6 protein-coding genes are annotated in these 5,110 nt (G+C 31.5%); 4 read left to right on the plus strand and 2 right to left on the minus strand.

The features are described from left to right. Positions 1-146: 146 nt before the first annotated feature. Together ACHZC3_RS03155 and ACHZC3_RS03160 are read right to left on the minus strand one after the other, a co-directional pair. Complete coding sequence (locus ACHZC3_RS03155; protein WP_394758426.1) at positions 147-500, minus strand: hypothetical protein; 354 nt, start codon at positions 498-500, stop codon at positions 147-149. 71 nt (positions 501-571) lie between these two features. Further along, a complete protein-coding gene (locus ACHZC3_RS03160) occupies positions 572-1,546 on the minus strand; it encodes a polyprenyl synthetase family protein (protein WP_394758427.1) in 975 nt (324 codons plus the stop codon). 225 nt (positions 1,547-1,771) lie between these two features. On the opposite strand from ACHZC3_RS03160, the gene ACHZC3_RS03165 reads away from it, so the two are divergent. The 4 genes from ACHZC3_RS03165 to ACHZC3_RS03180 all read left to right on the plus strand — a co-directional run. Continuing rightward, positions 1,772-2,368, plus strand: coding sequence for a TetR/AcrR family transcriptional regulator (locus ACHZC3_RS03165; protein ID WP_394758428.1), 597 nt, complete (start codon positions 1,772-1,774; stop codon positions 2,366-2,368). 10 nt (positions 2,369-2,378) lie between these two features. Then, a complete protein-coding gene (locus ACHZC3_RS03170) occupies positions 2,379-3,722 on the plus strand; it encodes a TolC family protein (protein WP_394758429.1) in 1,344 nt (447 codons plus the stop codon). A gap of 17 nt (positions 3,723-3,739) precedes the next feature. Next, the gene (locus ACHZC3_RS03175; protein WP_394758430.1) at positions 3,740-4,882 is read left to right on the plus strand and encodes an efflux RND transporter periplasmic adaptor subunit; all 1,143 of its coding nucleotides are present in this window, start codon (positions 3,740-3,742) and stop codon (positions 4,880-4,882) included. Between the two features lie 31 nt (positions 4,883-4,913). Next, positions 4,914-5,110, plus strand: a 197-nt coding sequence (locus ACHZC3_RS03180; RefSeq protein WP_394758431.1) for an efflux RND transporter permease subunit, incomplete at its 3' end; no start/stop codon positions are given.

Below are 5,110 nucleotides of genomic sequence, written 5' to 3' on the forward strand. Positions count from 1 at the left end.
AGACATACTGTAGTCTTTTTGAGTACGCTTTACATAGCGAGGTTCCTGGGTGTTTTCCATAACGATGAATTTATGTATCGCCATTTTAGGACAAGACAAATATTTATTTAAAAAAGAGCCGCTAGAAATAGTTGCTCTTTTCTTTTTTAATATCGATTTCGAAACCAAACCTTCATCCATTCTCGTTTCAAAATCAAGAAAGAAACTTGATTTGCTAATTCTGAAATATCGGAACCATCTAATTTTTTTATTTGATCTTCGGGAACATCAATAATATATAGCAAATTGAGATATTCGGCGAATTTGTATTGAATTAACCTGTAAATTTTTTCGTGTAATTGAATTTTTAACTCGTCAGGAGTTGTACTCATCGGAAAATCGATTCCTTCATTTGCTAGATTGAAATCTTTATTAATTTGTTCAATCAATTTTAGATATAAATTCTCTGTTTCTGCTTCAGAAAGCAATAAATCAGTTGTATTTGGAGAAATGTAATTCATTCGTTTAAAATTTTAAAAATTAATGTAAACTAAAAACAAAACATTGACATTGATTTTTGTAATTGAAATTTTTACACATTTCTACTCATTAAATTTTCTCCAAAAGCTCTTAACATTAATTTTTTCTCATTAGAAATATTCATTTTTTCTAACGTTTCAAAAGCTTTGAATGTATAATCGTGAATCGCTTTTTGTGTAGCTTCCGATGCTTTTGTCTGATTAAATATTTCTTTTACAGAAGTAATTTTATCTGTATTATCCGTAGGCTTGATTGAAAATAAATGTAACAATTGCTCTTTTTCTTCAGTTTTAGCAAACTCTATTGCTTTAAGGTACAAATAGGTTTTTTTGTTTTCGATAATATCTCCTCCAACTTGTTTTCCAAAGGTTTCTGGATTGCCAAAAGCATCTAAATAATCATCTTGTAACTGGAAAGCAATACCTAAATTCAATCCGAAATCGTAAATTAGATTGGCATTTTCATTAGAAGTCTCTGCTACAATAGCGCCCATTTTCATGGCTGCACCAACTAAAACTGCAGTTTTATATTCGATCATTTTCAAGTATTCGGCGATGGTAACGTCTTCACGAGTTTCGAAATCAACATCATATTGCTGACCTTCACAAACTTCGAGAGCGGTTTTGCTGAATAGCTTTGCTAAATCACGAAAAATAATTGGTTCATATTCTTCAAAATGTTGGTAAGCCAAAATTAGCATCGCATCTCCCGACAGAATTCCAGTATTAATATCCCATTTTTCGTGAACTGTTTCGTTTCCTCTTCGCAATGGTGCATCGTCCATGATATCGTCGTGAACTAGAGAAAAATTATGAAAAACTTCAATAGCTGTAGCTGCTGCCAATGCTTTTTTACAATCTACATCAAAAATTTCGGTTGCCATTAATGTCAAAATTGGACGCATTCGTTTTCCGCCAAGAGATAAAATATATTCAATTGGTTTGTAAAGATTTTTAGGCTCTTTAGTTAAATGCAATTCCGAAAAATAATCTGAAATGAGTTCTTGATAATGAGAAATAGAATGCATGTTTTGGTAAGTTTAGAAAGTTTATACGTTTAGAAAGTTTAGTTTGAAAACAGCATAAATAAATACTTAAGCAAAAGTAGATTTTTTTATTATCCTTACCTAAACTTCTAAACTATTTTCTAAACTTCTAAACTTGCAGATGTTAAATTTATGTAAATACTTTGGAAACTGTTTTGGTGTTACAAGTTTCCTGCTTACATTTGCAAGAAAATTATTAAGACTATAATGAAAGATAAAATAATATCGAAAGCTACCGAAATGTTTCTGAAACTTGGTTTCAAGAGCGTTACAATGGACGATATTGCTTGCGAGATGTGTATTTCTAAAAAAACAATTTATAAATATTTTGGCAATAAAGAACTTTTGATTGAAGAAGGTACGGCAATTGTTCATCAAAATATTTACAAAATTATCGATGAAATAGTTTTACAAAACTACAATGCTATTGAAGAGAATTTTGAAATAAGAAAAATGTTTAAAGAAATGTTTAAATATACTAACACTTCGCCATTGTATCAATTGAAAAAACATTATCCTGAAATACACATCAAAGTAATTGAAAGTAAAATTGAGGATTGTAATGAAATGTTTACACAGAATATTCTAAAAGGAATTCGTCAAGGTTTGTACCGAGATAATATTGATGTTGAAACGTATGTGAAATTCTATTACACATTAATTTTTTCTATAAACGAAACAACACAAAAAGAAAGTGAAGCATTAAAATTAGAGTTAGATGCTTTAGAATATCACACAAGAGCAATTGCTACGCCAGAAGGAGTTAAAGAACTTGAAAAACAATTATCAAACCTTAATATATAATCATCAATCTATGAAAAACCAATTAATATTAACTTTATTCTTTTTTGCATCAATTTTGCAAGCTCAAGATAAAAAAGAAAGCTATTCATTTAGCTTGCAACAAGCAATAGACCATGCTGTTCAGAACAATTATTCGGCAATAAACTCTAATAGAGATATAGAAGCTGCAAAACACAAAAAATGGGAAACAACCACAATGGGTTTGCCACAAATTAACGGGACTGTTAGTTATCTTAACAATTTGCAGTACACGAAACAAGGAGTCACTGGTGGTGGTGCTTTTGGTGGTGCGCCAGGTTCGGTTTCTACCATTGCTTTTGGAACAAAACACAGTATGAATGCTGGAGTAACATTAAGTCAATTACTTTTTGACGGATCTTATTTAGTTGGTTTGCAATCGGCAAAAGTATATTTGAAGATATCGGAAAATGCAAAGCTGAAAACCAGTCAGGAAATCAGAGAAATTGTTGTTAATTCCTATGGAAACGTACTTCTTGCTGACGAAAGTATTTTGATTTTCGAAAAAAATAAAGTTGTTCTCGAAAAAACATTATCAGACACCAAGCAAATTTTTAAAAATGGTTTGATAGAAGAAGAAAATGTAGAGCAACTGCAAATAACGTCAGCTTCTGTAAACAGCGCTTTGGCCAATGTAAAACGTCAAAGAACAATTGCTGTAGATATGTTGAAACTTATTTTAGGAATTAATTTGGATAACGAATTAACACTTACCGAAAAACTAGAGGATTTAACACAAAAAAATGTCGATATCTTATTACTTCAAGAAGAATTTAAAGCAACCAATAATATCGATTATCAAATAGGCCAAAATTTGCAAGAAAGCAAAAGATTGCTTCTTAAGTATGAGAAAAGCAAAGAACTTCCGTCTTTAGGTGCAGCAGTAAATTATGGTTATAATGCTTTCGAAAATAAATTTAACTTTTTCTCGAAAGACCAAAAATGGAATAATTTTGCCAATCTTGGTGTGAGTTTAAATGTGCCAATATTTAGCAGTTTGGGTAGCAGTGCTAGAAAACAACAAGCAAAAATTGCATTCGAACAAGCAACAACAAAACTTACAGAAACAGAACAAAATCTAAAACTTCAGTTCGAAAAAGCCAGAAGTGATTACGAATTTACCATCGAAGAATTGGCAACAAACAAAACCAATTTGAAACTTGCCGAAAGAATCGAAAACAAACAACAAGTCAAGTTTAAAGAAGGATTGTCAACTAGCTTCAATCTTAGTGAAGCCCAACGACAATTATACACTGCGCAACAAACTTATCTTCAATCAATGGTCGATGTGATAAACAAAAAAGCAACATTAGAGAAATTAATAAACAAAAAATAATCAAACAGCTATACAAAATGAAAAAAATAATCTTAATTTTTACAGTAACAACCCTATTGTTTTCTTGTGGAGGAAATGAAAATGCAACAACAACCGATGCATTAATCGAAACAAAAAACGTTGTTAATATCAAAGCAAAAAGGGACTTGTTACAAGCCGAAATTTCTAAAATAGATGCAGCATTAGCTACTTTAGAAGTTAAAACTGCTCAAGAAGCATTGGTTTCTGTATTAACAGTAAAAGACACTGTTTTCAATCATTATCTTGAAGTACAAGGAAATGTAAACACCAAAGAAAATATTTTAGTACAACCAGAAATGCCTGGAACACTAATTTCTCTAAATGTTATTGCTGGTCAAAGAGTAGCGAAAGGGCAAGTTTTAGGAAGAACTGATGATGGTGGAATGAGCCAACAATTGGCTTCAATAGAAAATCAATATGCCTTAGCAAAAACAACTTTCGAACGTCAAAAAAATCTTTGGGATCAAAAAATCGGTTCAGAAATTCAGTTTTTACAAGCGCAAACGCAAATGATTGGGTTACAAAAATCGGTTTTACAAATGAAAGCACAATTGTCTAAAACATTAATAAAAGCGCCATTTACAGGAGTTATTGATGCTGTTTTCGTAGAAAGAGGGCAAGTTGTTTCACCAAGTCCACAAGGATTAATGCGAATTGTAAACTTATCTAACATGTATGTTTCGACAGAAGTTCCAGAAACGTATATCGGGAAACTAAAAGTTGGTTCATCAGTAAATGTATTCTTAACAAGCTTAGGAAAAACGTATAAAGGAAGAGTTCGCCAAGTAGGAAACAACATTAATCCTGCCAATAGAAGTTTCGGGATAGAAGTTTCGGTGCCTAATCCAGGAAATTTATTGCGTCCTAATCAAGTTGCAAAACTTCAAATTATCGATTATACTAAGAAAAACGCCATTGTGGTTCCAACAAACACGATACAAGCTAATGGAGACGGAACAAAATTTGTTTACATCGCTAATAACGTGAACGGAAAAACTGGAGTTGCTAAAAAAGCAGTCGTAACAACTGGTCAATCATCAGAAAATGTTACCGAAATTTTATCCGGTATAAAATCAAACGATGTGATTGTTACCGAAGGAATTAATACGATTTCTGAAGGAACAAAACTTAATTTTTAAGGGAAGTTTAGAAGGTTTAAACAAAAAAAATATGGAACACAAAAACCACGAATTTAGCATATCAAGTTGGGCTGTCGACAATCGCGTTACAGTATATATCTTGACTTTACTTATAGTTGTAACAGGTATTATTGCCTATGTTACAATGCCAAGAGAGGATTTTCCCGAAATTATTGAAAATAAAATTTATATCTCATCCGTTTTTCCTGGAAACTCTGCCGAAGATGT

Source organism: Flavobacterium sp. (genome assembly GCF_043720215.1).
Classification (GTDB): domain Bacteria; phylum Bacteroidota; class Bacteroidia; order Flavobacteriales; family Flavobacteriaceae; genus Flavobacterium.

What these genes read in the sequence shown, in the direction of transcription:
- ACHZC3_RS03155 (WP_394758426.1), bottom strand. Translation starts at nt 500, where the DNA reads ATGAATTACATTTCTCCAAATACAACTGATTTATTGCTTTCTGAAGCA.
- ACHZC3_RS03160 (WP_394758427.1), bottom strand. Translation starts at nt 1,546, where the DNA reads ATGCATTCTATTTCTCATTATCAAGAACTCATTTCAGATTATTTTTCG.
- ACHZC3_RS03165 (WP_394758428.1), top strand. Translation starts at nt 1,772, where the DNA reads ATGAAAGATAAAATAATATCGAAAGCTACCGAAATGTTTCTGAAACTT.
- ACHZC3_RS03170 (WP_394758429.1), top strand. Translation starts at nt 2,379, where the DNA reads ATGAAAAACCAATTAATATTAACTTTATTCTTTTTTGCATCAATTTTG.
- ACHZC3_RS03175 (WP_394758430.1), top strand. Translation starts at nt 3,740, where the DNA reads ATGAAAAAAATAATCTTAATTTTTACAGTAACAACCCTATTGTTTTCT.